General features: G+C 70.4%; 21 protein-coding genes, 2 pseudogenes and 1 riboswitch. Of the genes and pseudogenes, 20 read left to right on the top strand and 3 right to left on the bottom strand.

The genetic code is table 11. The features are described from left to right. Positions 1–193: 193 nt before the first annotated feature. Complete coding sequence (locus AB0K52_RS21270; protein ID WP_363535050.1) at positions 194–1,531, bottom strand: extracellular solute-binding protein; 1,338 nt, start codon at positions 1,529–1,531, stop codon at positions 194–196. 516 nt (positions 1,532–2,047) lie between these two features. On the opposite strand from AB0K52_RS21270, the gene AB0K52_RS21265 reads away from it, so the two are divergent. Then, positions 2,048–4,660 carry a glycoside hydrolase family 48 protein gene (locus tag AB0K52_RS21265; protein ID WP_363535047.1) on the top strand — a complete coding sequence of 871 codons (2,613 nt, stop codon included), beginning with the start codon at positions 2,048–2,050 and terminating at the stop codon, positions 4,658–4,660. A 267-nt stretch (positions 4,661–4,927) separates the two neighbouring features. Here AB0K52_RS21265 and AB0K52_RS21260 read toward each other — a convergent pair whose 3' ends face one another. Further along, the gene (locus AB0K52_RS21260; protein WP_363535044.1) at positions 4,928–5,419 is read right to left on the bottom strand and encodes a DUF1349 domain-containing protein; all 492 of its coding nucleotides are present in this window, start codon (positions 5,417–5,419) and stop codon (positions 4,928–4,930) included. 503 nt (positions 5,420–5,922) lie between these two features. Here AB0K52_RS21260 and AB0K52_RS21255 point away from each other — a divergent pair. From AB0K52_RS21255 to AB0K52_RS21200, 12 genes and pseudogenes are all read left to right on the top strand, one after another. Further along, positions 5,923–6,354 (top strand): hypothetical protein, encoded by a 432-nt coding sequence (locus AB0K52_RS21255; protein WP_363535041.1) that lies wholly within the window; start codon positions 5,923–5,925, stop codon positions 6,352–6,354. A 206-nt stretch (positions 6,355–6,560) separates the two neighbouring features. Next, positions 6,561–8,402: a molecular chaperone DnaK gene (gene dnaK, locus AB0K52_RS21250; RefSeq protein WP_363535038.1), complete on the top strand. Its 1,842-nt coding sequence runs from the start codon at positions 6,561–6,563 to the stop codon at positions 8,400–8,402. 44 nt (positions 8,403–8,446) lie between these two features. Next, positions 8,447–8,959, top strand: a pseudogene (gene grpE / locus AB0K52_RS21245) (nucleotide exchange factor GrpE); the annotation flags it as partial. Between the two features lie 227 nt (positions 8,960–9,186). Then, positions 9,187–10,314 (top strand): molecular chaperone DnaJ, encoded by a 1,128-nt coding sequence (gene dnaJ, locus AB0K52_RS21240; RefSeq protein WP_363535035.1) that lies wholly within the window; start codon positions 9,187–9,189, stop codon positions 10,312–10,314. Continuing rightward, positions 10,311–11,297 carry a hypothetical protein gene (locus tag AB0K52_RS21235; RefSeq protein WP_363535032.1) on the top strand — a complete coding sequence of 329 codons (987 nt, stop codon included), beginning with the start codon at positions 10,311–10,313 and terminating at the stop codon, positions 11,295–11,297. Before dnaJ ends, AB0K52_RS21235 begins: the two co-directional genes overlap by 4 nt. A gap of 122 nt (positions 11,298–11,419) precedes the next feature. Then, positions 11,420–11,875, top strand: a complete 456-nt coding sequence (locus AB0K52_RS21230) for a helix-turn-helix transcriptional regulator (RefSeq protein WP_208497426.1) — start codon at positions 11,420–11,422, stop codon at positions 11,873–11,875. A 209-nt stretch (positions 11,876–12,084) separates the two neighbouring features. After that, positions 12,085–13,455 carry a hemolysin family protein gene (locus AB0K52_RS21225; protein ID WP_363535029.1) on the top strand — a complete coding sequence of 457 codons (1,371 nt, stop codon included), beginning with the start codon at positions 12,085–12,087 and terminating at the stop codon, positions 13,453–13,455. Next, entirely contained in the window at positions 13,452–14,471 is a 1,020-nt protein-coding gene (locus AB0K52_RS21220) for a hemolysin family protein (protein ID WP_363535026.1), read from the top strand. Before AB0K52_RS21225 ends, AB0K52_RS21220 begins: the two co-directional genes overlap by 4 nt. 169 nt (positions 14,472–14,640) lie before the next feature. Further along, on the top strand, positions 14,641–16,008 hold the full coding sequence (locus tag AB0K52_RS21215) for a cell division protein DivIVA (protein ID WP_363535023.1): 1,368 nt from the start codon (positions 14,641–14,643) through the stop codon (positions 16,006–16,008). Positions 16,009–16,221: 213 nt separating this feature from the next. Continuing rightward, positions 16,222–17,850 (top strand): beta-N-acetylhexosaminidase, encoded by a 1,629-nt coding sequence (locus tag AB0K52_RS21210; RefSeq protein ID WP_363535020.1) that lies wholly within the window; start codon positions 16,222–16,224, stop codon positions 17,848–17,850. A gap of 76 nt (positions 17,851–17,926) precedes the next feature. Then, complete coding sequence (locus tag AB0K52_RS21205; protein ID WP_363535017.1) at positions 17,927–18,778, top strand: arylamine N-acetyltransferase; 852 nt, start codon at positions 17,927–17,929, stop codon at positions 18,776–18,778. 25 nt (positions 18,779–18,803) lie between these two features. After that, entirely contained in the window at positions 18,804–19,178 is a 375-nt protein-coding gene (locus AB0K52_RS21200; protein ID WP_363535014.1) for a nuclear transport factor 2 family protein, read from the top strand. Between the two features lie 419 nt (positions 19,179–19,597). Here the strand turns inward: AB0K52_RS21200 and AB0K52_RS21195 are convergent, their stop codons facing one another. After that, entirely contained in the window at positions 19,598–20,536 is a 939-nt protein-coding gene (locus AB0K52_RS21195) for an NlpC/P60 family protein (RefSeq protein WP_363535012.1), read from the bottom strand. 9 nt (positions 20,537–20,545) lie between these two features. Further along, a riboswitch (cyclic di-AMP (ydaO/yuaA leader) is annotated at positions 20,546–20,716 on the bottom strand. Between the two features lie 204 nt (positions 20,717–20,920). Between AB0K52_RS21195 and AB0K52_RS21190 the strand changes: the two genes are divergently transcribed. From AB0K52_RS21190 to AB0K52_RS21160, 7 genes and pseudogenes are all read left to right on the top strand, one after another. After that, positions 20,921–21,280, top strand: a complete 360-nt coding sequence (locus AB0K52_RS21190) for a metal-sensitive transcriptional regulator (protein ID WP_363535009.1) — start codon at positions 20,921–20,923, stop codon at positions 21,278–21,280. 24 nt (positions 21,281–21,304) lie between these two features. Next, positions 21,305–21,523, top strand: a pseudogene (locus AB0K52_RS21185) (cation transporter); the annotation flags it as partial. A gap of 92 nt (positions 21,524–21,615) precedes the next feature. Further along, positions 21,616–21,795: a hypothetical protein gene (locus AB0K52_RS21180; RefSeq protein ID WP_363535006.1), complete on the top strand. Its 180-nt coding sequence runs from the start codon at positions 21,616–21,618 to the stop codon at positions 21,793–21,795. A gap of 17 nt (positions 21,796–21,812) precedes the next feature. After that, on the top strand, positions 21,813–22,247 hold the full coding sequence (locus AB0K52_RS21175) for a hypothetical protein (RefSeq protein WP_363535004.1): 435 nt from the start codon (positions 21,813–21,815) through the stop codon (positions 22,245–22,247). A gap of 63 nt (positions 22,248–22,310) precedes the next feature. Further along, on the top strand, positions 22,311–22,868 hold the full coding sequence (locus tag AB0K52_RS21170; protein WP_363535001.1) for a GNAT family N-acetyltransferase: 558 nt from the start codon (positions 22,311–22,313) through the stop codon (positions 22,866–22,868). Positions 22,869–22,954: 86 nt separating this feature from the next. Then, positions 22,955–23,731, top strand: a complete 777-nt coding sequence (locus AB0K52_RS21165; RefSeq protein ID WP_363534998.1) for a nucleotidyltransferase domain-containing protein — start codon at positions 22,955–22,957, stop codon at positions 23,729–23,731. Positions 23,732–24,301: 570 nt separating this feature from the next. Then, on the top strand, positions 24,302–26,005 hold the full coding sequence (locus AB0K52_RS21160) for a DUF222 domain-containing protein (protein ID WP_363534995.1): 1,704 nt from the start codon (positions 24,302–24,304) through the stop codon (positions 26,003–26,005). Positions 26,006–26,028 lie beyond the last annotated feature (23 nt).

Raw genomic sequence — 26,028 nt, 5'->3', positions numbered from 1 at the left:
CGCGGCGGCCCGACATGGTGCCGCCTGGAGGGACCGGGTCCTGGGGGGCGCGCCGAGCGAATGCTGGGAGTCGTTCGGCGCCGGTCCCTCACTGGCGCGGCGGCACGGGGTCCGGCGGGGGCGGTCCTGGCGGGCCGCGGTGCCGGGGCCGGACCCGGCGGCGGCAGGTGCCGCCGGGTCCGGGCCGGGGGTCTTACAGGCCCGCTCCGGCCAGTTCGACCGCTTCCTCAGCGGCGGACTGGATCTCGGACCAGGCGTTGTCGGTCGTGAACGTGCCGTTGGCGACGCCGTTGAGGACGCCTTCGACCGCGCCCTTGACCGGCGGGTGGAAGTAGGAGTACTCGACGGTGGCGAACTCCTGCACCGAGGCGCTCAGGATCTGGGCGACCGGGGCGTTGCTGAAGTACTCGCTGGTGTAGTCGGCGACCTTCGGGTCCGCCTGCGCCTCAGGCGAGGAGGGGAAGTTGCCGACGGCTTCGAAGACCGCGACCTGCTGGGCGGGCTCGGTCAGCCAGGAGGCCAGTGCGGCGGCTTCCTCGACGTGGTCGCCCTGGGACGGGACGGCCAGGACGGAACCGCCCCAGTTGCCGGCCACGCCGGGCGCGGCGGCCATGTCCCACTTGCCGGAGTTGTCCGGACCGGAGGTGCTCTCGATGACGCCGCGGGCCATCCAGCCCGGGCACGGCATGACGGCGAAGCCGCCCTCGGCCATGCCGGTGTTCCACTCGGGGCTCCAGGACGCGAAGTTGCCGATCGCGCCCAGGTCCTGGAGTTCGAGGACGGTGTCGATGGACTCCGTGGCGGCGGCCGAGTCGAGGGTCAGGTTGCCGTCGTTGTCGACGTACATCTTGCCGTCGCCGTTGCCGGCGAGCTGGCCCAGGAGCATGTTCTGCAGCTGGGTCGGGCCGTCGAGGAAGGCGGCGCCGGTGTCGGCGGCGACGAACTGCTGGGCGACGGTCTTGAAGCCGTCCCAGGTCGACCACGCGGCGGCGAGCTCGGTGCGGTCGGTCGGGAGGCCGGCGGCGGCGAACAGGTCGGTGCGGTAGCACATGGCCATGCCGCCGATGTCGGTGCCGAGGCCGAACAGCTTGTCGTCGGCGCCGTGGCTGAGGTTCCAGGTGCGCTCGGTGTAGTCGGCCTCGCGGTCGCTGTAGTCGGCGCCGAGGTCGTACCAGTTGTCGGCGTTGTTGAACAGCTGCGGGGTGGCCTGCTCGTCGATGGCGACGACGTCGCCCGCGCCGTTGCCGGTCTCGAGCGCGGTCTCCAGGACCGGGCGGTAGTCGGCGTCGAAGTTGAGGCCTTCGCCTTCGAAGACGACGTCGATGTTCGGGTTCGCGGCTTCGTAGGCCTCTTCGAAGCCGGCTTCGACGTAGCCGAAGGTGCCGAAGAGGGAGACGGTGAGGGTGATCTTGCCGTCTTCGCCGGTGGCGTCGTCGCCGCCTCCGCCGCCGCTGCAGGCGGCGGTGACCGCGAGGGCTCCGGCTGCGACGGCCGCGAGTGCGACCCGGCCGTGTCGATTGAGGAGATGCATCTTTGCTGGTTCCTTCCGCGCGCCTCGGCGGCGCCTTGCGATTCCAGAGGGGTTGAGGGACTGCTGTTTGCCTCGGCGCCCGCGGCGGCGGGGGTGCGGGCCGCCGCAGTGCACGGCGGCCCGCGACTGAAACCGCCGAGGCGATCGCCCTTGGGAGCGATACCAGGATCGTACGGGAGCGTGTTCCACAACGCAAGCCCGGGTGTGAGGGTCGTTACTCGCTTGTTACAGCGCCGCCCACGGCCTGGAGATCGATGATCTCAGATTCGTAACTGTAGTCACGACGTTACGCAGCTCTGAACTGGAAAAACACTTGCCAAACGGACGTGTATCCGCCGGTCCGGGTAGAAATTTAGAGATGTCAATGTATTGACATTTGCCCCCGAATCTTGGCAGCATGACTTGGGAGCGCTTCCGCAAAGCGGTCCGATTCGTTCCACCTGCACGGTTCGAAGACGGCCATCCCGGCATGAGCGCTCCCACGAAAACGGACACACCACCCACAGGAGTAGCCAAATGGATCTCGACAACCTGGCCCCGCCGAAGCGCGCCAGACGCCGATGGCGCCGCGCCGCCGCGGTGACGCTGCCGGTCGCCCTCGTGGGCACCCTCGCAGCGGTGGCCTCACCCCAGGCCTTCGCCAACCCCACCTGCGGCGGGTTCGAATACAACGTCGTCTCCACCTGGGGCGGCGGCTTCCAGGCCAACGTGTCCCTGACCGGCGGCACCGCCGGACTCAACGGCTGGGACCTCGAGTGGCAGTTCCCGGCCGGGACCACGGTCGCCAACGCCTGGAACGTCGACTGGAGCCAGAGCGGCACCACCTTCAAGGGCAGCGACGTCGGCTGGAACGGCACCGTCGCGTCCGGCCAGAAGCGGGAGGTGTTCGGCTTCATCGGATCCGGCTCGGCCACCGCGCCCACCGGCGTCAAGGTCAACGGCGAGACGTGCGGCAGCGTCACCCCGGTCGAACCCGAACTCGAGGTCTCCCGCGCGAACGTCGTGGTCGACCCCGGCACCACCGCCTCGATCGACGTCGGCTTCTCCGCCGCCACCCAGGCGGCCGCCACCGTGACCACCGCGCGCACCTCCGGCTCGACCGCCATCTCGGTCGCCTCCGGCGGCTCGCTCAACTTCGCCGCCGGCGACACCAGCACCAAGCCCGTCACCTTCAGCGCGGCCGCGAACGCCGCGCCCGGCGACTCGGCCACCTTCACCGTCTCCTCCTCCGGCTTCGAACCGCTCCAGGTCGTCGTCACCATCGCCGACCTCGGCGAGGTCACGGAGAACGAGGAACGCTTCCTCACCATGTACGACCAGCTCTCCGGCACCGACTCCCCGTACCTGCACCAGACGGGCCTCCCCTACCACTCGGTGGAGGAGCTCATCGTCGAAGCGCCGGACTACGGCCACCAGACCACCTCCGAGGCCCTGAGCTACCAGATGTGGCTCGAGGCGGCCTACGGCCAGGTCACCGGTGACTGGTCCGGTTACAACCAGGCCTGGGAGAACACCGAGCAGTACGCGATCCCGGACCTCAACCCGACCAACTACAACCCCAGCTCGCCGGCCTCGTACGCCCCCGAAGCGGACGCCGTCACCGACTACCCGACGCAGCTGGACTTCAACGCGCCCGTCGGCGACGACCCGCTCGCCGCCGAACTGCGCAGCACCTACGGCGACAACCGCATGTACGGGATGCACTGGATCCTGGACCTCGACAACGCCTACGGGTTCGGCGAATGCGGCGACGGCACCACCGAGCCGGTCTACATGAACACCTTCCAGCGCGGCTCGCAGGAGTCCACCTGGGAGACCATCGGGCACCCGTCGTGCGAGACCTTCGACTTCGGCGGCCCGAACGGCTACCTCGACCTGTTCGTGGGCGACTCCGCGTACTCGCGCCAGGAGCGCTACACCGACGCCCCCGACGCCGACGCGCGCGCCGTCCAGGTCGCGTGGATGGCCCAGAAATGGGCCACCGAGCAGGGCGCCCAGAACCAGATCGCCGGATCGCTCGACAACGCGTCCAAGATGGGCGACTACCTCCGGTACGCCTTCGCGGACAAGTACTTCAAGCAGATCGCCGGCGACTGCATCGGCATCAGCTCCTGCCCCGACGGGACCGGCAAGTCCTCGTTCCACTACCTGCTCTCCTGGTACTACTCCTGGGGCGCGGGACTGAACGGCGACTGGTCCTTCCGCATCGGCGGTTCCGGTGTCCACCAGGGCTACCAGAACCTCATGGCCGCGTACGCGCTCTCCGAGGGCGGCCTCCAGCCGAACTCGCCGACCGCTGACGACGACTGGGCCAAGAGCCTCGACGCCCAGCTGGACTTCCTGGAATGGCTCCAGGTCCCGGCCGGGAACGAAGGCGCCGGCGCCATCGCGGGCGGCGCGACCAACAACTGGGGCGGCAACTACGGCAACCCCACCACCAGCGCCGAGCACAACGGCCTCTACTACGACGAGCAGCCCGTGTGGCACGACCCGCCGTCGAACCGCTGGTTCGGCTTCCAGGTCTGGGGCATGGACCGCGTGGCGCAGTACTGCTACGAGACCGACGACGCCCGCGCCTGCGACATGCTCGACGAGTGGGTCGCTTGGGCGCTCTCCGAGTCGGAGATCAGCGCGACCGACTACAGCCTCCCGGGCGACCTGGAGTGGAACGGCGAGCCGGGGGCGGGCCTGTCCGCCTCGGTGATCAACATGTCCAAGGACCCGGGCGTGGCCGGCGCCTTCGCGAAGATCCTGTCGTACCACGCGGCCGCGACGAACGACGCGGCCTCGCAGACGGCGGCCTCGAACCTGCTCGACGGGCTCTGGGCGATCAACGACGGCGTCGGCGTGACGCAGACCGAGGGCCGGGCGGACTACTGTCGCTTCGGCGACGAGGTCTACATCCCCGAGGGCTGGACGGGCACCATGCCGAACGGCGACGTGCTGGAGAACGGGGTCACGTTCATCGAGACCCGCTCCTTCATGAAGGAGTTCGACGGCTGGGACCAGGTCCAGGCGTACATCGACGGCGGTTGCACCGGCCCCGCGCCGGAGTTCGAATACCACCGGTACTGGCACCAGGTCGAGGTCGCGACGGCCTTCCAGACCTACGCCACCCTCTTCGAGTGAACCCTTGAGGCGGCCTTGAGCCGTACATGAGCGGCGCCCGGTGACCAAGCCGGGCGCCGCACTCTCCACTACGCAGTGAACGGCGCGATCGGTTGCCTCGGCTTCCGATCGCGCCGTTCCGCGTCGTCAGGCGCTTGCGCCCGTAGGGGTCTCAAGCTGAGCACACAGGTCGGGTCCGCCGGACGGGGATCGCGGGACCACCGGGCCCGACCTCTATGCTCAGCGCCACCTGGCCCCCACCGCCAGTGCGCTGCAGTCGCTCTCGCCTCAGTCGACGTCGATGTCCAGGTCCTGCGCGGCGTCCCAGAAGGTCTCGGACACCGGGCGGGCGCTGGCGATGCCGGCCATGGCGGTGACGCCGCCGGGGAGGTAGGTCGAGGCGATGGTGGTGTAGTCGACGCCGTCGTCGGCGTGGGCGACGGTGATGGTGCCGCCGGCGCGGATGAGCCGCAGCCAGATCTCGTCGGATTCGGTGTCCACGGGGGACAGTGACCAGTTGGTGTGCTCGCGGGTGGTGACCGTGGAGACGAGGTGCTGGCCGCCGAGGTACTCGGCCCCGGTCTTGACCCAGTTGGACTCGTCGACGCGGATGGTGAGCGAGGCTTCGGCGTGCTGGTGGCGGTGCTCGGGGCGGAAGCGCATGGCGATCTCGCCGTCGCCCGGGAGCTCGAGGCCGTAGATGTAGACGTGTTCGGTGAGGCGCTCGGATCCGGCGCTGCGGTTGAAGGTGGTCTTGATCTCGAAGTAGGGAGTGATCAATCCACCGTCAACCGTCCATTGTACTTCTTCAGAAGGAGACTGCATGATCCTATGATGCCACACGCGATCAGGACGATTTCGGGCAAAACGGTCGTGGTAACCCAAAGTTAATCCAGTCTTCGAGTCGGTCACATTCCTGAAACCCCAGCTCAATGCCGATATGCAGCGCAGCGTGCGGCTTCCGTTACGCTGCTTGGAGAGCGTTCGACCCGCCCTTCGGCCGGGCGCCGAAGCGGTTGTCGCCCAATGGTTCGCGTGATTCGGATGCGATCGGCGACGCTCTAGAGGCTACCTCGGCGCCCCCGAATTGCAAACGCGGAAATGGGAACTGCATTCGTGTTTCATGTGATCGGGAATGTCCCGAGAGTTCGCCTCTGTTCGTATCCGTGCCAGGCGGACTAGAGTGCCGAGTGCTCATACCCGTGTCCTCGCGGCCTGCTCGACCGTTAGTCGGGAGAGAGGCGAACGCAGTGCACGGAAGCGAAGGCGAATGAGGGGATAGCGTGAGCATGCAGCATTCAGCGAGGCAGGCGCCGCAAGGCGCCGACGCGCCGGAACCGGGCCGCGGCCTGCCGCGCCAGGAGCGCGCCGCGCCGCCCCGCCGCTCGCGCCATACCGCCGAGGCCCCGGTGCCCGATCCCGCCTCGATGGTGGTGCCGATCCCCGCCCGCTCGCGCCGCTCCCGCCGCGAGGAGCCGTCGAAGCTCTTCTCCCTGGAGCAGCCGCCGCCGCTCGAGGCGCCGGCGGGGATCACCGAGATCACCGGCTGGGCCCTCGCCGCCGCGATGTGGCGCGACCACCTGCCCGAGCAGCTGCTGGGCATCGACTGCGCCTCCTGCAAGCAGGCGTGGCCCTGCGACACGTGGAAGATCGCGGACGACCTCCTCACCGAATGCTGCGAGGCCGCGGGCGGCGCCCCCGCCGGAGCCCGCTAGCCTCGCCAGGCGTGAAGTTGAGCCGACCAGACTCAACTTTCGTGCGGTTCATCACAATTCCTGTGATCGGCTTGACAGTCGATTCCCGTAGTTCGAACATTGAGTCTATCCGGCTCAACTTGGTTCGGGGTTCCCGCCCGGCCGCTTGAGACAGAGACTCGTCTCCGATCCCGGAGGCATCTGTTCGACTACGTCAGGAGATCAACATGGCACGTGCGGTCGGCATCGACCTCGGCACGACGAACTCCGTGGTCAGCGTCCTCGAAGGCGGGGAGGCCACGGTCATCACCAACGCTGAGGGGGCCCGGACCACCCCGTCCATCGTGGCGTTCGCCAAGAACGGTGAAGTGCTCGTCGGCGAAGTGGCCAAGCGCCAGGCGGTCACCAACCCTGACCGCACCATCCGCTCCGTCAAGCGCTACATGGGCACCGACTGGACCGTCGACATCGACGGCAAGTCGTACACCGCGCAGGAGATCAGCGCGCGCATCCTCATGAAGCTCAAGCGCGACGCCGAGGCCTACCTGGGCGAGAACGTGACCGACGCGGTCGTCACCGTCCCGGCCTACTTCTCGGACGCGCAGCGCACCGCCACCAAGGAGGCGGGCGAGATCGCGGGCCTCAACGTCCTGCGCATCATCAACGAGCCCACCTCGGCGGCCCTGTCCTACGGCCTCGACAAGGGCGAGGACGAGCAGACCATCCTCGTCTTCGACCTCGGCGGAGGCACCTTCGACGTGTCCCTGCTCGAGATCGCCGACGGCGTCATCCAGGTCAAGGCCACCTCGGGCGACAACCACCTCGGCGGCGACGACTGGGACGACCGGGTCATCCAGCACCTGGTCAAGACCTTCAACGGCCAGTACGGCGTGGACCTGTCCAAGGACAAGATGGCCATGCAGCGCCTCAAGGAGGCCGCCGAGAAGGCCAAGATCGAGCTCTCCAGCGCCACCAACACCTCGATCAACCTGCCCTACATCACCGCGGGCCCCGACGGACCCCTGCACCTCGACGTCTCGCTCTCGCGCGCCGAGTTCGAGCAGATGACCTCGGACCTCCTCGACCGCTGCAAGAAGCCGTTCGAGCAGGCCGTGAAGGACGCCGGGATCAACGTCTCCGAGGTCGACCACGTCATCCTCGTCGGCGGCTCGACCCGCATGCCGGCCGTCTCCGACCTGGTCAAGCGCCTCATCGGCCGCGACGCGCACAAGGGCGTCAACCCCGACGAGGTCGTCGCGATCGGCGCGACCCTCCAGGCGGGCGTCCTCAAGGGCGAGGTCAAGGACGTGCTGCTCCTCGACGTCACGCCGCTGTCGCTCGGCATCGAGACCAAGGGCGGGATCTTCACCAAGCTCATCGAGCGCAACACCACGATCCCGACGAAGCGCTCGGAGGTCTTCACGACCGCCGACGACAACCAGCCGTCGGTGCTCATCCAGGTGTTCCAGGGCGAGCGCGAGATCGCGGCCTACAACAAGAAGCTCGGCACCTTCGAGCTCACCGGCCTGCCGCCGGCGCCGCGCGGCGTCCCGCAGATCGAGGTCACCTTCGACATCGACGCGAACGGCATCGTGAACGTCTCCGCGAAGGACTCCGCGACCGGCAAGGCCCAGTCGATGACCATCTCGGGCGGCTCGAGCCTGGCGCAGGACGACATCCAGCGGATGATGGCCGAGGCCCAGGAGCACGCCGAGGAGGACCGGCAGCGCAAGGAGGAGGCCGAGACCCGCAACATGGGCGAGTCGCTGGTCTACCAGACCGAGAAGCTGCTGGCCGAGAGCGGCGACAAGATCCCGGACGACCTCAAGGGCCGCATCAACGAGGCCACGGCGACCCTCAAGGGCGCGCTGGGCGGCAGCGACATCGAGGCGATCAAGTCCGCCACCGAGGAGCTGTCGAAGGTCAGCCAGGAGGCCGGCCAGGCCATGTACGCGGCGGCGCAGGCCGCTTCGGGCACCGAGGCCCCGACCGCGCCGAACGCGGACGCCCCCGACTCCGAGACGATCGTCGACGCCGAGATCGTCGACGACGACAAGGACCAGAAGTGACGGACGAAGGCAACAAGGACGCCGACGACCTTCAGCCGGACGACGCCGAGGGCGCCGCGGAGGACGACTCGACGGATCTGACCGTCGACGACATCCTCGCGGCCGCCTCGGACGACGGGCAGGCCGCCGATGACGCGGTCGCCGTCCTCCAGTCGACGGTCGAAGAGCGCACCCGGGACCTGCAGCGCGTCACCGCGGAGTTCCAGAACTACCGCAAGCGCGTCGAGCGGGACAAGGCCCGCTCCGGCGAGCTGGCGACGGCCGCGGTGCTGCAGAGCCTGCTGCCGGTGCTCGACGACCTCGACCGGGCGCGCGACCACGGGGACCTCAACGGCCCCTTCGGGTCCGTGGCCGAGCAGCTGGTCAACGCGCTCGGCAAGCACGGCCTGGAGTCCTTCGGCACCAAGGGCGACGCGTTCGACCCGCAGGTCCACGAGGCCGTGGCGCACATGCAGATGCCGGGCGTCGACGGGCCGACCTGCATCGACGTGATGCGCTCGGGCTACCGCCTCGGCGACAAGCTCCTGCGCCCCGCCCTCGTGGCGGTCGCCGAGCCGACCGACGACGTGGCGCCGGCCGAGGCCGAGGAGCCGGAGTCCGAGGCGGCGGAAGCCGACGCGGAGGAGGCGGTGGCCGAGGAGCCCGCGGCCGATGCCGAAGCGGCCGAGGCCGAGGCGTCGGACGAGGCGAAGGCCGAAGGCAAGGGCAAGAAGAAGAAGGACAAGGGCGACAAGGACTCCTAGCGTCCGAGCCCCGATCGATGAGCGAGTAGAGGAGGCGTCCGGTGGCATCGCAGGAATGGCTTGAGAAGGACTTCTACGCCATACTCGGCGTGCCGCAGGACGCCTCCAAAAAGGACATCGAGCGGGCGTACCGCAAGCTCGCGCGGGAACTGCACCCCGACCACAACCCGGAACCGGCCGCCGAGGAGCGCTTCAAGGGCGTCTCGGAGGCCTACTCGGTGCTCCACGACGACAAGGCGCGCAAGGAGTACGACCAGATCCAGCTGATGAAGTCCGGGCGCGGCGGCTTCGGGGGCGGCATGCCCGGCGGCGGCGGCGTCAACTTCGAGGACCTGTTCGGGAACACGGGCGGCTCGGGCGGGTTCTCCGATTTGTTCGGCGACCTCTTCCGCGGCGGCGGCGGCGCCCACCGGCGCCGCTCGGGCGCGCAGCGCGGCAACGACCTGCGCACCCACATCACGCTCGACTTCGCCGACGCGGTGCGGGGCACCACGACCGAGCTGCGGATGCGCGCGCCGGGCGAGTGCGAGACCTGCCACGGCTCGGGCGCGAGGCCCGGCACGGCCCCGAGCACCTGCCCGCGCTGCAGCGGCCGCGGCCTGGTGACCGAGAACCAGGGCGCGTTCAGCTTCGCGCAGCCGTGCCCCGAATGCGAGGGCACCGGCACCGTGGTCACCGACCCGTGCCCCGACTGCGGCGGCACGGGCGCGACCACGCGGGACCGCGTGATCACCGTGCGGGTGCCGGTGGGCATCGGCGACGGCCAGTCGATCCGCCTGGCGGGCCGCGGCTCCCCGGGCGAGCGCGGCGGGCCCGCGGGGGACCTCCTGGTGAAGGTCACGGTGCGCGCGCACCCGCTGTTCGCGCGCGACGGCGACAATGTGACGGTGCGGCTGCCCGTCTCCTTCCCCGAGGCGGCGATGGGTGCGAAAGTGAAGGTGCCGACCCTCGACGGGCCGGTGACCTTGAAGATCCCGGAGGGCACGCCCACGGGGCGGGTTCTGCGGGTCAAGGGCCGCGGCGTGCCGGGCAAGGGCGACCTGCTCGTCACGGTGGAGGTCGAGGTGCCGCAGGTCCTCTCGGCCGAGGCCCGCGAGGCCCTGGAGAAGTACGCGGCCGCCAGTCCGGCGGCCAACCGCTCGAAGCTGGAAGAGCTGACGGGCCAATGAGACCCAAGGCGAGGAACACGACCCGCAACCCGGCGCTCCCGCGCCCGGCCCGCTGGCGCGCCGCCAAATCGCGCGAAGCGGCGGTCGTCCTCGCCCCGATCCCCGTCGATCACGGAACGCCGGAGGCCATCGGCCGCCTCGCGATGCTCCAAGGCGTGCGGCGCCTGCCGTCGCGCCTCGCCCGGCCGATCACCCGGCGCGTCTCCGCAGCGCGCGAACCGGAGGTCCGCACGGCCCCCGAAACCAAGGGCGCCGGCTGGATCCGACGCTTCCCGTCGCCGGTGCCCGGCGCGAAACGGGCCGAGCGCACCGACCGCGCGGCGGGCGACCGGTCGCGCGGCCGCATGCGGCTCGGCCGCAAGTCGCCTGCGGCGCGGCCTGCCGACTGGATGCCGGTGCGGTACCGGGTGGCGAGGGCGGTGGGGGCGGCGGCGAGCGCGCTGCCCGAGTCCCGGGCCGTGCGCGTGGGGACGGCCGTGGCCGAGCTCGTCGCGGCGAACCAGGGCGTCATCAAGGCCGGCCTGACCGCAGCGAGCGCGGTCCCGGTGCTCCGCCCGTACGTGAAGGTCGCCGCGACCGCCATGGGCGCCATCGCCGTCGCGCGGCGCATCGCGCGCGCCAAGAACGCCGCCGCCGATGTCGCCGCCGCCTTCCGCGGTCCCGCGGCACCCGGGACGGCCCACGCCGGCAACGGCTTCGGCCTCGACCCCAAGGCGCTTCCGGAACCGGCGGGCGGCCGCGAGGCGGCCTCCGCGCACGCCGCCGGCGCGGGCGCCGCGCCGACCGTCCCCGCGCAGGCGGACAGCCGTGACGCGACGACGGCGACCGGCGAGGGGCCCCTGCCCGCGAAGGACGGGGACGATTCGGAAGAAGTCGGCCCCTCCGCGGCGTTGCAATCGGAGCCGCACCGCGACGCGGGGGCGGCGCGCGCGTCCCGTGCCGCCGGCGCGGGAGCCAGTACTGAGCAAGGGAGGGAACCGTGACCGCATCCGACCGAACCGGCCCGGTCTCCGGGCCCGGCCGCGGCAACGGCCGCGCCGCGGAAGGCGACGCCGAGCGCGCCGCCCGCCGCGCGGACGACCGCCGCGTGGACCGCGCGCCCGACATGGGCGCCCGCCACGTGCGCATCGAGATCGCCTACCACCAGCGCCTCGGCGGCACGGCGGACGAGATCGACTACGACGCCAAGATCCTCGCGATCTCGGCCGCGGCCGAGATGGCCGGGATGCACCCGCAGACGCTGCGCCAGTACGACCGGCTCGGTCTCGTCGAGCCCGCCCGCACGCCCGGCGGAGGCCGCCGGTACTCGGTGCGGGACGTGACGCGCCTGCGCGAGATCCAGCGGCTCTCCCAGGACGAGGGCGTGAACCTCGCCGGGATCAAGCGCATCATGGACCTCGAGCGCGAAGTGCAGGCCGTGCGCGCCGAAGCGAGCGCGGCGGTCGAGGAGCTCGCGCGCGAGCTCCAGCGCGCCCGCGCGCAGCTCGCGGACCTCCAGGCGATGGCCGGTCCGTTCGGCCGCTCCACCGACATCGTCTTGTGGCGGGGCGAACAAAGATGACCGCTTTCCCCACCGCACCGTCCCGTTAAGATCGGCCCCATGCGACGAAAACGACGACGCTCCATCACGGCCGGCAAGCCGCGCCGAGCACGACATCGAAGTCTCCGGCCCGGCGGCGATCCGCTCCGGGCACAGGAACCGCACCACGCCGCCGCGCGCAGTGCGTTCGAACCGCGCAGCGCCGCTGCAGCGCACCTAGGACGTGAGCGATGCTCATAGTCATCGGATTGGTCATCATCCTGGCCGTCACCGCCGCCACGGGCTTCTTCGTGGCGCTCGAATTCGCCTACACCGCCGTCGACCGGTCCCGCCTCGAAGACATCGCGAACGACGGCGACCTGCGCCGCGCCTCGCGCGCCCGCCGCGCCCTCAAGATCTGCTCCAGCCTGTCCTTCGCGCTCTCCGGCGCGCAGCTGGGCATCACCGTCACCGCGCTCTTCGTCGGCTTCTTCGCCGAGCCCTACCTCGGCCAGGGCCTCGCCGACCTCCTCGGCGTCGCCGGCGTCCCCGCCGGCGTCTCGGTCACCATCGGCGTCGTCTTCGCGTTCGTGTTCGCGAACGTCGTCCAGATGATCCTCGGCGAGCTCGGCCCCAAGAACCTCGCGATCGCCCGCACCGAAGCGCTCGCACTCACCCTCGCCGCACCCACCAGCGCCTACCTCACCGTATGCGGGCCGATCATCCGCTTCTTCGACGCCGCCTCCACGAAACTCCTGCGCCGCTTGGGCATCCAGCCCGTCGAGGAGCTCGAGCACAACGCCACCCCCGAGGACCTCCACCGCATCATCGACGTCTCCCGCGACGAAGGCGCGCTCGACCGGGGCCTGTCCGAACTCCTCGACCGCGGCCTCGACTTCTCCGAGACCGTCGCCGACCAGGCCATGACCCCGCGCGTCAACGTCCAGACCCTCTCCGCCGACGCCACCGTCGCCGAAGCGGTCGAGGCCCTCGCCGGGGGCCACTCCCGCTTCCCGGTCGTCGGCGACGACGTCGACGACCTGCGCGGCGTGGTCGGCATCGGCCAGATCATCGGCGTCCCCCGCGACGAGCGCGGCTCCGTCACCGTCGGCGCGATCGCCGACCCGGCCCTGCTCGTGCCCGCCTCCCTGCCCCTCCCCACCCTCCTCGAACGGATGCGCAGCCAGCACCGCCAACTCGCATGCGTCGTAGACGAATTCGGCGGCTTCGCCGGGATCGTCACCCTCGAAGACCTCGCCGAAGAACTCGTCGGCGAGATCCGCGACGAGCAGGACCGCTTCGAAGCCGTCCCCGTCTCACTCGCGGGCGGCGCCTGGCTCATACCCGGCCGCTGGCGCATCGACGAAGTCGCCGACGCCACCGGCATCGAACTGCCCGAAGGCGAGCACTACGAGACCATCGCCGGACTCGTGATGTCCCAGCTCGGCCGCATCGCCCACCCGGGCGACACGGTCGACGTGGAGACCGTGCCGCGCGTCGGCGACGCCCCCGAGCACCCCGACACCGCGCCGCGCCTGGTGCGCATGGTCGTCGTCTCCTGCTCCCGCCATGTGCCGCAAGCGATCGAGCTGCGGCCCCAGCCGGTGGAGGTGACCGCGTGAGCACCGGTCCCGCGCTGCTGATCTCCGTACTCCTCCTGGCCGCCAACGCCTTCTTCGTGGCCGCCGAGTTCGCCCTCGTGGCCTCCCGGCAGCACCGGCTCGAGCAGGACGGCTCCCGCGCCGCCCGCGCCGCCCTGCGCGGCACCAAGAACCTGTCCCTGATGCTCGCGGGCGCCCAGCTGGGCATCACCGCGTGCACCGTCGGCCTCGGCGCGCTCGCCGAGCCCGCGCTCGCGCACGCGATCGAGGTGCCGCTGGAAGCGATCGGCCTCGAGGCGGCGGCGCATCCGATCGCGTTCACGATCGCACTGCTCGTCGTCGTCTTCCTGCACATGGTCGTAGGCGAGATGATGCCGAAATCGTGGGCGATCACCCACCCCGAGGCGTCCGCGATGGCGCTGATCTGGCCGTTCACCGGGTACGTGTGGGCGACGAAGCCCATCCTGCTGGGGCTCAACCACGGCGCGAACGCGATCCTGCGGGCGTTCAAGGTCGAGCCGGCGGACGAGAAGGCCCAAGCGCACTCGCCGGAGGAACTTCGGTACCTCCTGCGCTCGTCGGCGGAGGCGGGCATGCTCGGCGAGCCCGAGCGGCAGATGCTCACGCACGCCATCGAAGTGCAGCGCCGCCCGGTGGGCGAGCTGTCGATCCCGTGGCCGCAGGTCGTGACGATCCCCGCCGGTTCCACTGCGGTGCAGGCGGAGGAGCGCAGCCGCGACACCGGCCGTTCGCGCCTGGTCGTGGTGGACGCGGAAGAGCGCCCGGTGGGCCTGGTGCACGTCCGCGAGGCCGTCCAGGCCGAACCGGGGGCCGCGGTCGCGGACATGGCGGCCGCACCGCTGCTCGTCGGCGCCGACATCACCGTCGCCGCGGCGGTGGCGCTCATGCGCCGCCAGCGGGCGCAGCTCGCGCTCGTCACAGGCGCCGACCGCGAGGTCACGGGCCTGGTCGCCATGGAGGACCTGCTCGAGGAGATCATGGGCGACTTCGACGACGAGACCGACCGCCGCAACTAGCCGACGAATCGAACACAAGAGCGGGCCCCGACCACGGTCGGGGCCCGTTCCCTTGCGCCGTCTAGACGTTTTCAACGCGACACGCGGCGCGGGGCGTGTTCGTCGCCGGTTTCGGGCCCTTCAGGCGTGATCATGATTCATCAACCGTTTCCTGTGACTCTGGAAGACCATGTCGAAATTCTTCGAGGAAACCGGGCCCGAATTCGCTGTCGCCATGCGCGGCTACGACCGCAATCAGGTCGAAGAGTTCACCTCCCGGCTGTACCAGAACATCAAGACCCACGAGCAGCACCGCGACGAGGCGTCGCGGGCATTGGAAGCCGCAGAGCAGCAGCTGCGCCGCGCCGAGGAGCGCATAGCCGCGCTCGAGCGGCGCGTCGCCGACCGCGCCACGCAGATCGCCGAGGCCGAGGCCCCGACCCTGGCCGGGCTCGGCGCCCGCGTCGAGAAGATCCTGCGCGCCGCCGAACAGGACGCGGGCGTCCAGAAAGCCGACGCCAAGCGCCAGGCCGCGTCAATGCTGAACGAGGCCCGCGCCGAGGCCGAGTCGATGCTGCGCACCGCCCACACCGAGGCCGCGGAGATCACCGCGACCACCGACCAGGACGTCACCGAGATCCGCGCCCGCGCACTGAACGAGACGACCGAGCTGCGCGAGAACGCCCGCCGCAGCCACGACCTGGCCGTCGCCGACGCGCACCGCGAGGCCCAGACCGCGCAAGCCCAGTCCCGCGCCGAGGCCGAGAAGACCCGCTCCCAGGCCGAGCGGGAGATCGCAGTCCAGCGCGCCACGGCCGAACGCGAGGTCACCGAACTCAAAGCGCACGCCGCCCGCGAATCGGACGAGCAGCGCAACGCCGCGCAGCGCCTCCTCGCCGAAGCCGCCGAGCACCGCAAGAAGAAGACCCAGGAACTCATCCTCGCCGAGGCCGACCGCCGCGAACGCGCCCAGAAGGAGGAGGCCGACCGGCACCAGCAGGCCATCGCGACCGCCCAGCGGATCGTCTCCGAAGCCGAGGACCGACTGGCGCTGGCCGAGGAGCGGGCCCGCAGTTCGGAGAACCGGTCGGTGGAGCGCCGCGAGGAGGCCGACCAGCAGGCGAAGGACGCCCTGCACCGGGCGGTCGAGCAGGCGAAGGTGGTCAAGGCCGACGCGGCGAAGGAGGCGGAGCGCTTGCGCCGCAACGCGGAGGAGCGCGCCGCCGAGCGCGTGCAGCCGCTCGCCGAAGAGGTTGAGGCCCTCTCGCGCCAGCGCGACAGCGCCGGCTCGAACCTGACGGACCTGCGCCGCCAGCTCGGCCTGGTCTCGGGCGAGGAGGAGCCGACCCTCGCCGGCTCGAGCGCCGGGGCTTCGAACGCGCTGTCCTCGAGCGGGCTGTCGAGCGGGTCGAGCTTCGACCTGCCGTCGGCGGGCACCGGGTACGAGTCCCCGGCGGCGCTGGGGGTCTTCGAGTCGGAGTCGGCGCCGCTGCCGATCAACAAGCAGCGGGACGGCTCGGACATCGACCGCACCCAGCAGCTCCCGGTGGTCCGCTAGGGCCGCGCCGCAACTGAAGACCGAACGCCGCGCGCCGCGGTCGGCCGGAAGGGGGCGAAAACGCTCTCCGCACTGGCCGACCGCGGCGCGGCCCTATATTATAAATAAACTGAACTAATTCGGTGGGGGCACGACACCGCCCCCGCCCACCCCTCGGGCCCGCACGCCACGCGAGCCCCACCAGCAACGCGACCACCACAGGAGCCCCCGCACATGCAGCGCCGCATCTCGCTGATCCCGCAGCCGCAGCAGCTCACCGCCGCAGACGGCGACCTCGACCTGAGCACCCTCAGCGCCATCGCCGCAGCACCCGAGCTGCACCCCCTGGCCTGGCTCCTCTCCGACCTCCTCAACCGCGGCACCGGCCTGCGCCTCCCCGTCGCCCAAACCACCGCAAAGGACCCTGCCCAAGACCGCGTCCTGCGCCTCGCCCTCGAAGGCGAACGCCCCGAAGACTTCACGACCGCCGCCGAGGCCTACCGCCTCGACATCACCGCAGACGGCGCCACCCTCACCGCCGCCCACCCCGCCGGCATCGCCCGCGGCATCGCCACCCTCCGCCAACTCCTCCCCGCCGACGCCCTCCGCGAGGCCCCCGCCGCCGACCCGGTCGTGCCGCACGTGCGCATCGCCGACGAACCGCGCCTGCGCTGGCGCGGCGTCATGCTCGACGTCGCCAGGCACTTCCAGCCCAAGGACTTCGTGCTCAAGATGATCGACCGGGCCTGGCTCCACCGGCTCAACGTCGTCCACCTGCACCTCACCGACGACCAGGGCTGGCGCTTCGAGGTCCCCACCCGCCCCCGACTCACCGAGATCGGCTCCTGGCGCGCCGCGACGAAGATCGGCCACGCCCGCAGCGGCGAGGGCTACGAGCCCACCCCGCACGGCGGCTTCTACTCCGTCTCCGACCTGCGCGAGATCGCCTCGTACGCGCGCGAGCGGCACATCATGATCGTCCCCGAGGTGAACCTCCCCGGCCACGCCCGCGCGGTGCTCGCCGCCTACCCCGAACTCGGTGCGGGCCGGCATGAACCGGTGTGCCCCACGTTCGGCGTCTTCGAAGAGGTCCTGGAGCCGACGCAGGCCGCGCTCGACTTCGCGCTCGAGGCGTACACCGCGATCGGCGAGGTCTTCGACGGCCCGTTCGTCCACATCGGCGGCGACGAGGTGCCGATGACCCAGTGGGAGTCGTCCCCGATCGCCCGCGAGCTCATGGAACGCGAGGGCCTCGAGGACGCGCGCGGCGTGCAGGCCTGGTTCACCCGCGCGTTCTGCGACCACCTCGCCAAGATGGGCAAGCGCGTCATCGGCTGGGACGAGATCCTCGACGGCGGCGCGCCCGCCGAAGCCGCCGTCCAGGTCTGGCGCACCCAGGCCTACGTCGAGAAGGCCCTCGAAGCCGGACACGAGGTCCTCGTCAGCCCCCAGACCCACGTCTACTTCGACCACTACGAGAGCGACGACCCGCGCGAGCCCCTGCGCATCCACGGCCTCACCCCGATCGAGAAGGTCGCGGCGTGGGACCCGGCCCCGGCCGGCGTCGACGAGTCGCGCATCCTCGGCGCGCAGTGCCAGCTGTGGTCGGAGTACCTGCCGAACCCGCGCGACGTCGAGTACGCCGCGTTCCCGCGCCTCGCCGTCTTCGCCGAGGTCGCCTGGACCGACGTCGACGTGCGCGCCGCCGACCCGGTCCTCGACCGCCTCCCCGCGCACCTGGAGCGCCTGCACGCCATGGGCATCGGCTACCGGCCGCTCGAAGGCCCCCACCCCTGGCAGCAGGGCGGCACCGGCCGCTACCGGCGCTTCGACTGGGACTTCACCGAACCCGAAGCGGCCTAGGCGTGACGCCCGGAACATGACGGATCTCCCATGCCCCGAGCGGAATAGGGGGCCGCGGCGAGGACGTTGCCGGGACATGTGGAACAGCGAAGCCCTCGACCTTGACGCCTATCTCGCCTTCCTGGACTACGAGGGCGACCGCACGCCCACACTGGAGACGCTGCGGGACCTGCAGCGAGCGCACGTCCTGAACGTCCGATGGGACACCTTGGACAGTTTCCTTTACCGCGAGGCGCGCCTCGACCTGCCCTCCTTGCAGGACAAGCTGCTCCGCCGCGGCCGCGGCGGCTACTGCTTCGAGCACGTCACCCTCTTCGCCGCGGTGCTCGAGAAGCTCGGATTCCGCTTCACCGCCGTCTCGGGCCGGGTCCAGCTCGGCGCGGACGCCGACCGGCCCCGCCCGGCGACGCACGCGATGCTCCTCGTCGACCTCGACGGCACGCGATGGCTGAGCGACGTCGGCTTCGGCGCCAGCCCCCTCGAACCCATCGAACTGGCCGACGGCGCCCGCAGCGATGCCGGGCCCTGGCCCTACCTGCTGCGCTGGCAGGTGATCACCCACGGTTCGCCCGGCTGGGCCGTGCTCCAGCCCGGCGACGGCCCGGACGGCTGGCAGGTGCGGCAGGTCTTCACCGAGAACCCGCAGTACCCGGTCGACTTCGCCGTCGGCAACCACTTCGTGGCCGCGAACGACCGCTCCCCGTTCGTCATCCGCCCCTACGTCCAACGGCTCCGCCCCGACCGCTACGACACGCTCGACGCGCTCACCTGGACGACCGAGCACCCCGGCCGCACCCCGAAGAAGCAGACCGTCCGACCCAGCGAGGTCCCCGACCTCCTCGACGACGTCTTCGGCATCCGCACCGCCCCCGACGAAGCCGAACTGCTCGTCCGCCGCCTGACCGACCTGGACCCGCAGCGGGACTGACGGCGACGCGGCTATGGTGGGACGCATGGCCGTCTTCGAGGAGTTGCTCGCGCTCGAACACACCGGCTGGCGCGCGCTGTGCGACGGCACCGGAGCAGGCCACTACGCCTCGACGATGTCCCCGGACGGGCGGATGGTGCTGGCGAACGGCATGTCCCTCGACCGCGGCGCGACGGTCGAGGCCCTGCGCGAGGCACCGCCTTGGGCCGGGTACGAGATCGTCGGCCCCGCCCTCATCCCGCTCGGCGACGACGCCGCCGCGCTCGTCTACACGGGACGCGCCTGGAGGGACGGCGAACCGGCGTTCAACGCCCTGATGTCCTCCGTCTACACGCGCGCCCGAGGGACATGGCGCCTCAGCCTCTACCAGCAGACCCCAGCCGCTGAGACGGCGCTGTAGGCCGTTCCCGGCGCCGCCGGACCGCCGGCGGGCACCTCGACCCGCGACGACCAGTGCCCGGGCGACGACGCCTCGGTCCGGGCCGCATCCCGGCGACCGGCGCGAGCTGCGATCCGGCCCGCCCGGCACGGCGGCTCCACGACCCGCCGGCACCGCGCTCGCGAGCGCGGTCGTCCTCGGCCGGAAGCGGCGTTCCCGCACACGGCCGAACCGAGTCGCCCTGGCGCGAAACGAAACCCGTGCGGGCCGCCGAAGCGGCCCGCACGGGTTTCTTTACTATGGGTCTCAGTCCCCGACGGCGGTGCCGGCGCATTGCGGGTCAGCAGCAGGGTCAGCAATCGGGACGGCCGGCGCCGCCGCCGGGGAGTCCGCGCCCCGGGCCGCCCTCGCGGGCCGCCCGGGCGAGTTCCGGTTCCGGTCTACGGTCGCCCGTAGCCGACGATGCTGCCGCCGTAGTCGATGTCCACGATCTTCACGACGGTCGTCGAGTTCGGGGCGTGGATGATCTCGCCGCCGCCGATGTACATGCCGACGTGCGCGAGGTCGTTGTAGAAGACGAGGTCGCCTTCCTGGAGCTCGTCGCGGGAGATCCGCGCCGTCTCGTCCCACTGCATGGCGGCGTTGTGCGACAGGCTCCTGCCCGCCGCGGCCCACGCCTGCTGGGTCAGACCCGAGCAGTCCCACTCGTCCGGGCCGGCCTCGCCGTACACGTACGGCTCGCCGAGCTGCTCGAAGGCGAACGCCACGGCCGCGTTCGAGCCCTCGTAGTCGTACACGGGGCCGGGGTTCTCCTCCTCGTACGCGTCCTCGTAGTCGCTCTCGAGGTCGTCGATCTCGGCCTCGATCTCCTCCTGCTGCTTCTCGATGTCGCCCAGGATCTCGTCGGCGTCCGCCTGGAGCGCCTCGAGTTCCTCATGGCGGGTCTGCAGCTCCTCGACCTGCGCGATGCTCGCCTGGAGCGACTTCTGCTCGGCCGAGGAGAGGCTGTCGAGGTACATGAGGCGGTCGGCGAAGTCGCCGGGGTCGCCGTCGAGGACCGAGTTGACCATCGCGAAGTCGCCGCCGGCGTACGCCGTGGCGGCGTACTCGGCCAGGGCCTCGTTCGCCGCGGCCGCTTCGGCTTCGAGCGCGGGCAGCTGGGCCTCGATCTCGGCGATGAGCTCCTTGGCGTCGTCGAGTTCCTCGCGCTTGGCGTTGTAGTCCTCGATGACCTTCTCGAGGTCCTCGTGGCGCTGGTCGATCTCGGCCTGGATCTCCTCGCTCGTCTGCGCGTTCGCAGAGGAGGTGGTGAACAGTGCGGCGCTCGCGGGGAGCAGTGCTGCGGCTGCGACGGCGGCAGCGATACGCCGGGTACGCACCAAGGGATGCGCTCCTTCCTTTGGCCGCCTACCGGGTTAGCTGTCGGGTTCGGGCGGAAGGAAGGGTCGCCCTACACGCCCGGAGACGCGATTCACCCCGTCGGCCCTGCCAAGGACGCCGACTGCTGGTTCCCCGGTTCAGTGAGGCTGGGGGCCTCGCCGACTCGGCGGTGCCGCGCGGCGGGTGCGGGGTGCCCCCGAGTTTCCGACGCGACGCGTTCACGTTAGAGCCCGTTGTGGCCCTTGACAAGGGGCGGGGGAGAATTTCTCGCACAATGGCACGGAATACTACGGGCCGCTGCACCGGGCTGACAAGCAGTTGCCGAGATACCCCTTAGGGGTATACACTGGCGGCAGGAGGACCGAGCACACGAAAGGTGTGACATGAGCGAGCAGACCGACCGCACCGGAGTCGCCGGCGACACGCCCCCGGCACCGGAAGCGCACGGCCACGACGACCACTACTGGTACCACGGCGACAAGGCCGCGCTCACGCGCCGCCTCAAGCGCATTGAAGGCCAGATCCGCGGCATCCAGCGGATGGTAGACGACGACCAGTACTGCATCGACATCCTGACCCAGATCTCGGCGTCCACCAAGGGACTCCAGGCCGTCGCGCTCAACCTCCTCGAAGGCCACCTGGCCCACTGCGTCGCCGAAGCGCAGACCTCGGGTGACCCGACCGCCGCCGAAGCCAAGGTGAAAGAAGCCTCGGACGCGGTGGCCCGACTGCTCAGAACCTGAACACCACCAACGCTCCCCGAAGGAGAAGCCATGGAGACCGTGTACGAAGTCAAGGGCATGACCTGCGGCCACTGCGTCGGCAGCGTCACCCAGGAGATCACCGCCCTCCCCGGCGTCCAGAACGTCGCCGTCGTCCTCGAGACCGGCAAGGTGACCGTCACCAGCGAGACCCCGCTCACCGAGGACGCGGTCCGCGAGGCCGTCGACGAGGCCGGCTACGAACTCGTCGGCGCGTCCGAATAGTCCGGACTGTCTGCGGCCCTGCGCACCCGTTCACCGGCTGTTCAGGGCCGCAGCGTTGCGCCCCTCGCGAACCCCTGCGATACAGTCGAGGCATGGCAGTATCCGACGACGAACGCTCCGTAGAGCTCGACGAGGACTTCTCGGTGCTCCCGGACCAGACCTCCGACGACACCGACCGCGGCTGGGGCGAGGCCCCCGTCCGGCGCCCCCGGAAGTCCGAATTCTCGGCCCGCGACCTCGACCTCCTCGCGGAACGCCCCCCGCACTGGTAGCACCCCGGACCGTTCCCGTGACCCCCGAATCCGAGCCTTTCACCCCCGGCGAGCGCATCACCCTGGCCGCCGAGGCCGTCCTGCTGCGCGCCGAACTCGTCGACCACCGCGACGAGCGCCAGGCCGACTTCGACCGCCTGGCCCAGATGTGGCAGCCCACCATGGACGACGTCGACAGCGCCAACGAACTCCAGGCCATGGCCATCAACACGTACACGACCGCGCGCATCGAGAACGCCGAAGACCTCGCCATCCTCAACCGCGCCGTCGCCCTCGTCGACCAGTCGGTGGCCCTCATCGAACGCCCGACCCGCAGCCTCACGCCCCACCTCGCCCCGACCCTCGGCCAGCTCCAGGCCGCGCTCTTCGACCTCGAACGCTACGAAGAACTCCTGCCTCCCCTGGACGCCTTGGGATTCCTCCTCGCCGAAGTGGCCGCAGCCGACGAGTGATCCCACCGGGCACTTCCCGTGTCCACCCGCGTTCGCGCATCCGGCCGGACGGACAATGGCGACATGACGCCGACCTCCCCGCTGCCGCCCTGGCCGTCCACCCCGCCCGCGCACGGCGGTGTCACGCTCCGCCGAGCGCGCGAAGACGACCTCGCCATGGTCCGGGACCTCGCCACCGACGACTACGTGCCGACCATCGGTACCCTCCCTGCGCACGCCGACGACGCCGAAGCCCTCGCCTGGATCGACCGCCAGCACCAGCGCTACGTCGAAGGCACCGGCTTCTCTTTCGTGATCGCCGAAGCCGAGACCGACGCCGCGGTCGGCCAATGCGGGCTCTGGCTCAGTGAACTCGAGTCGGGCCGCGCGACGGCAGGCTACTCGATCGCGCCCGCCGCCCGCGGCCGCGGCTTCGCGGGAGACGCCCTCACCGCGCTCACCGCCTTCGGCTGGACCGTACCAGGCCTCTTCCGGATCGCCCTCTACATCGAACCCTGGAACACCGGCTCCATCCGCACCGCCGAACGCGCCGGCTACGCCCGCGAGGGGCTGCTGCGAAGCCACCAGGAGATCGCCGGGGTCCGCAGGGACATGCTCCTCTATGCGGCCGTCCGCACCTAAGGCTGTTCCGGAAGTCGGCGGGTGGTGATGGCCGTTCTGGTCGGGGACCATCGCAGTGTCGGGATCAGGACCAGAAAATCGATGGGGTGCTGCGGTACCTGCCCGGCTACGATCCGTTGATGGTCATGACGAGCCGCGGTCCGGAGGTTCCTCGTCTCGCCGAAATGCGATCCCTTTGGCTCAGTGCTGCAACTGCCGCGCTTGAAGAGGATCAAGCCGTGGCAGGTGTCGCCTTGGTCGGCTCGCTCGGCGATGGCCGCGCCGACGACTGGAGCGATGTCGACCTGCTCATCGCGGTGCAGGACGCTGCGCTCGACGACTTCGCCTCGCCCGCTCACCTTCCCTGCGGAACCGGCCAGTTGACGTTCGCCATCGACGCGCGCCACAATGGGCCCCGAGGCACGAGAGCCGTCAGCGGCCAATACGTCTTCAACGGCCTTCCCCTCTGGGTCGACTGGCATGTCCATCCAGTCTCGCTGGCGAGCTGGCCTTCCAATGGCACGGTCCTGTTCGATCGGGCCGGGATTCCTGCCACTCCTGCGGGATTCTCCGAGTACCTCAATCGTGGTGAGCATGAGACGGCCACCACCAACAGCACCGAAGAGGGTCAGGCCATGCGGCTGGCACTCGTTCCGGTCGCGGGCAAGCACCTTGCTCGCCGCTCACTGGAGGCTCCTCGGATGATTGAGTTCCTCGGCGGTCCCTATGAGCCCGCGGCCACTTGGCAGACGCAGCTGGTGACACTGCATCGGCTGCTCGATGGGTTTGCGACGCTCGGGCGCCCTGACGGCCTCACGGCAGGGCGCGCCTATCTCGACCTTCTCGAGCAGATTCTCAGCAACCGGCTGCAGGACGGCGTGTGAGATCGTCGGCGTTCGACGGCTTGCTCTGATGTATTCGGGGTGCATGTGATCATGCAACGGTGGCGGGTGTTGGCTTACGGCTCCGTCCGGGTATGGGTCACTGCGGGCAGCGACAAAGGGGTCCCTGCACCGGATGCTGTGCCTGCGGCTGCCCGGCTGACTTCGGTGAAGGTTCAATCGGGCAGCGGTAGAAGGGTCTGAGCGGCCTTGGCCGGTAGTGCGGCTGCCAGCCCTGACGGGGCTGCGGTTCAGGCGGGCAGCGACAACGAGGCGGCACTAGATTGGGGCGCTATTCCGGCTGCCAGCTCCGGTTCGGACGCGGTTCAGGCGGGCAGCGACAAAAGGGTCTGAGGGAGGCGCGGGTGTGCAGTGCGGCCGCCAGGCAGCGCTCGTGCCCCGCGATTCACCTTGGGCCGCAGCGGTTCCGGCGCGCCTCGTGAATGTCCCTCATGGATTATTCACCCCATTGAGTGATGACACCACCACCCCATGCCTGTCATCATTGAGGTACGAACACGCAAGCGAAAACAAGCAGACCATTCGAGAACAGCGGAAGGAGGCGAGCGGTCGATGAGCTCTTGCACCAGCACCCCCGGTTCCGAACGCGCAGCCGCCATCCGCTCCGCTCTCGATGACGCCGCCTCTTTGATCAACGCCCAGCACGCCCAGGTCCTCGCCGCCGTGATCGAGATGAAGGAGCAGGGGCTCCACCGCTCGGCGTTCGGGTTCTCCGCCTTGCGGGATCTGTTGGTCTCCCAGTTCGACTTCCACAACCGCACCGCCGCCGACATCGCGGCCATCGCCCGCCTGTCGGGGAAGTTCCGCCTCCTGGCCCAGGCGGCGGTGTCCGGAGCGGCGAGGATCGACCAGGTCGCCTACGCTATCCGCCAGCTCGAGCAGACCCCGGCCATGCGCCTGTTCGCCCGCACCCCCTTCCAGACCCCGGCCCCCTCCCCCTTCGACCCTGAGACCCTGTGTGCGACGCCTGAGGCCATGGTCGCCCAGTACTGCGCACACGCCACCTTCACCGAGCTGCGCCGTCACCTCGATGAACTCTGGACCTCGATCGCCGAAGCGACCGAGCTGTTCGATGCACTGGGCGAGCAGTCCATGCAGCGCCTGGAACTCACCCCGCAGGCCAACGGCATGTGGGCCTTGGAAGGCCAACTGTGCGAGGCGACCGGCCGCCTGCTCGACAAGTACCTGAAGACCGCCTGCCCGCCACCCCGCCAAGAAGACCAAGACCAGGACGCCGACGGCGGCGGTCTCCTTCCCGCCCAGGCCAACCGCAATGCCGAGGCCTTCCACCAGCTCCTCGCCGGGTACGGGTCCTCCCCGCAGGCCTCCACCCGCCACGGCCACACCGCCACCCTCGACCTGACCGTGGATATCGAGACGCTGCAAGGCAAGGACACCGGCCGGCTGCCTCTCCTCGAGGGCCAGCCCATCTCGGTCGCCCGCGCCCGCCTCCTCGCCTGCGAGGCCGGGGTCATCCCCTCGGTCTTCGACTACACGAAAGGCGAAGCGGTCGAACTCGGCCGGGCTGAGCGCCTGCCGAATGCGGCCCTGCGCCGCAAGCTCGAACTCGAGCAGAGCGAGGGTTGCGCTTGGCAGGGTTGTGACCGGCCCGTGGCGTGGACTGAGGCGCACCACATCCGGCATTGGGCTGACGGCGGGCCGACCACGGCTGAGAACCTGATCCTGCTGTGCCGGTTCCATCACGGCCGCATCCATACTGCGGGCTGGAGCGTGGAGAAGACCGGCCCCGGACAAGCGGTCATCACCCACCACGACGGCCACGACGGTCAGGGCGGCCAGGGCGGCAACGACAGTGAAGGCTGCGGCTGCTCCGACTGGCGCACTGACCGGGACATGGATGCCGAGAACGAGGGCACCGAATGGGACATCTTCCCGACCGGGCTCTACCGGACCGAATGGTCCGAGGCCATGAAGCCCGACCTGGACGCCCTCGCAGAGGCTATCGACAGAGACCGATGCCTCGCGGCGATCAAGGCGGCCAAGGCCAAATGCCGAAAGCAGTTCGCGGCACCCACACCAGTGCCGGTCTTAGGCTGCCCCAGCAGGCGAGGCATCTGCTGGGGGGAGCGCCGCACGCATCAAGCAGCGCAGCCCGACACCCACCAGGGTTCGGGCCCCTCCGCATGCCCAGAGCCGGAATCGGCCCCGGCACCCACCCTCCAGTCGCTGCCCGCTGTCAGTATTGGGTTGTGCCGGTTAAGCCATGATCGGTGCACCGGGTCGGATCTGACCTAGCTGCCTGCTGGCTCCGTTGGATG

Source organism: Glycomyces sp. NPDC049804, from assembly GCF_040674615.1.
Lineage (GTDB): Bacteria > Actinomycetota > Actinomycetes > Mycobacteriales > Micromonosporaceae > Glycomyces > Glycomyces niveus.
Note: the sequence above shows the minus strand (reverse complement) of the source record. Positions and strands in the feature narration are given on the sequence as shown.

Coding starts and splice junctions, on each gene's coding strand:
- AB0K52_RS21270 (WP_363535050.1), bottom strand. CDS start 1,531: ATGCATCTCCTCAATCGACACGGCCGGGTCGCACTCGCGGCCGTCGCA.
- AB0K52_RS21265 (WP_363535047.1), top strand. CDS start 2,048: ATGGATCTCGACAACCTGGCCCCGCCGAAGCGCGCCAGACGCCGATGG.
- dnaK (WP_363535038.1), top strand. CDS start 6,561: ATGGCACGTGCGGTCGGCATCGACCTCGGCACGACGAACTCCGTGGTC.
- AB0K52_RS21235 (WP_363535032.1), top strand. CDS start 10,311: ATGAGACCCAAGGCGAGGAACACGACCCGCAACCCGGCGCTCCCGCGC.
- AB0K52_RS21230 (WP_208497426.1), top strand. CDS start 11,420: ATGGGCGCCCGCCACGTGCGCATCGAGATCGCCTACCACCAGCGCCTC.
- AB0K52_RS21225 (WP_363535029.1), top strand. CDS start 12,085: ATGCTCATAGTCATCGGATTGGTCATCATCCTGGCCGTCACCGCCGCC.
- AB0K52_RS21215 (WP_363535023.1), top strand. CDS start 14,641: ATGTCGAAATTCTTCGAGGAAACCGGGCCCGAATTCGCTGTCGCCATG.
- AB0K52_RS21210 (WP_363535020.1), top strand. CDS start 16,222: ATGCAGCGCCGCATCTCGCTGATCCCGCAGCCGCAGCAGCTCACCGCC.
- AB0K52_RS21205 (WP_363535017.1), top strand. CDS start 17,927: ATGTGGAACAGCGAAGCCCTCGACCTTGACGCCTATCTCGCCTTCCTG.
- AB0K52_RS21200 (WP_363535014.1), top strand. CDS start 18,804: ATGGCCGTCTTCGAGGAGTTGCTCGCGCTCGAACACACCGGCTGGCGC.
- AB0K52_RS21190 (WP_363535009.1), top strand. CDS start 20,921: ATGAGCGAGCAGACCGACCGCACCGGAGTCGCCGGCGACACGCCCCCG.
- AB0K52_RS21180 (WP_363535006.1), top strand. CDS start 21,616: ATGGCAGTATCCGACGACGAACGCTCCGTAGAGCTCGACGAGGACTTC.
- AB0K52_RS21170 (WP_363535001.1), top strand. CDS start 22,311: ATGACGCCGACCTCCCCGCTGCCGCCCTGGCCGTCCACCCCGCCCGCG.
- AB0K52_RS21160 (WP_363534995.1), top strand. CDS start 24,302: ATGAGCTCTTGCACCAGCACCCCCGGTTCCGAACGCGCAGCCGCCATC.